Source organism: Psychrilyobacter sp., from assembly GCF_049671765.1.
In the GTDB taxonomy this organism is placed as follows: domain Bacteria; phylum Fusobacteriota; class Fusobacteriia; order Fusobacteriales; family Fusobacteriaceae; genus Psychrilyobacter.
In genome coordinates this window covers 1-1,698 of the sequence record NZ_JBATVM010000080.1, presented here as the reverse complement: position 1 = coordinate 1,698, position 1,698 = coordinate 1, and the positions used below count along the sequence as shown (strand labels likewise).

At 27.6% G+C, this 1,698-nt stretch carries 2 protein-coding genes; both read left to right on the top strand.

What is annotated here, in order from left to right:
• Window positions 1-541, top strand: a 541-nt coding sequence (locus WBG30_RS03910; RefSeq protein WP_424503337.1) for a phage baseplate assembly protein V, incomplete at its 5' end; no start/stop codon positions are given.
• A gap of 816 nt (window positions 542-1,357) precedes the next feature.
• Window positions 1,358-1,513, top strand: a complete 156-nt coding sequence (locus WBG30_RS03905) for a hypothetical protein (RefSeq protein WP_424503336.1) — start codon at window positions 1,358-1,360, stop codon at window positions 1,511-1,513.
• Window positions 1,514-1,698 lie beyond the last annotated feature (185 nt).

Genomic DNA, 1,698 nt, shown 5'->3' with positions numbered 1-1,698 from the left:
AGCAAGGGTAGAGTTTGACGATACTCCTGGAGAAATATCTAAACCTTTACAAGTTTTAACAGATCATACAAATACAGAAAGAAGCTATTCAATGCCAAGTGTGAAAGAAAATGTGGTTTGTATTTTTTTACCTGGTTCAGATGAAGGGTTTGGTTTCATATTAGGGAGTTATTCAAGTAAAAAGAACCTTCCTAAAGATACCGGTAAGATGAAATATATTGTCTTTCCAGATGGGACTAAGATCAAATATAACTTTGAAACACATTTATTAGAAATTGACTGTGTAGGAGACATAGATATAAAAGGAGCTAATAATATAAATATATCTTCTAAAAATATAGTGATGACTACTGATAAACTAACTATCAATGCCAAAGCTACCTCTATTGCAGGAACTTCATTAGATATAAATGCAGTTACAACAGCTAAAAATATCACGGCAAAAGAAGTAGGAGTAACTAAATTAACCACTCCTAAGGGAGATGTAGATATGCATAAACATAAAGATGCAGAAAATAGACCAACTACAGTACCACAATAATAATTTTTTACATAATAAAAGCCCTGATAAAGTCAATCAAGGCTTTTACTAAAAGGAAGTTCCAAAAACAATGAATTAAAACTACACGACCTAATGTATTATTCACTATAAATCACAAAAAATCAAATTTATTTTAACTTTTTTAATTAAAATTTAATCAAAGCCTTAACTCTAGGGAAATTAAGGCTCTAAAAGGAAAATATATGTATGAATATATATAATCAATATATTATGCCTTATAAAATTAAAAAAAACAAATTTATTTAATAAAAATTTAAGAAATAAATATATATCAATTAAAGAAAATCGAATGAAATAAAAAAGACAAGAAAAATCCCTGTCTTTAACAAACAATTTTGAGGCATTGATTGCTTATTTGTAGTATTCCCTATAAATTTATAAAAGTCAAATTTTAAATATATATTTCGCGAGTAACGAAATCGAGGTGAGCAAATGATAGGAAAATTAGGAGATATTTGGGTTGTATAAAGATACAAAACAAGACTAGCTACAGAAACAGAGTAAAAAACAACAATGGACTTTGACAATTTAATATCTGAGGAAATTTATATACGATTGAAATTTTATAAATCTCTTTACTAAATAATGAAAATCATAGTATTCTATAAAAGTAGCAAGGGAGGTGATACTTGATGTGGATATCAATTCTTGTAGCTTTAATTGCAGTCTCACCACAAATTTCAAAAGAAGTTCGTGCATGGATTGACTGGTTTGAAGCTAGGAAGTGATCACTAAAGGATAGAAGCTGCAACTTCTATCCCTTGCTTAAATTTTAAAATGAGGAGGTTTGATTTTATGAACATAAAATTAACAATTATTTTAGTTTTAGCATTATATTTAATTATTGGAGTGATTAGTCCTACTATAAGAAATTATTTTAAATTTAAAGAAGGTGAAGAATTAGAAAAAAATATAGGTGGATTTATTATAAAAAAATTATACAAAAAATAAAAGAGAGAAAGGCTGCAACCTCTCTCTCTTTCTGTAGCAAGTTGTTGATACTCAATTCTCAACATAATTATAATCCTAAATTTAGAAAAAGTCAATAAAATCATATAACAAATTCAATATATAAGTTGCCTCAGATATTAAATGTCTGAGGCTTTTTTTATTTCGCGACTAACGAAATCGAGGTG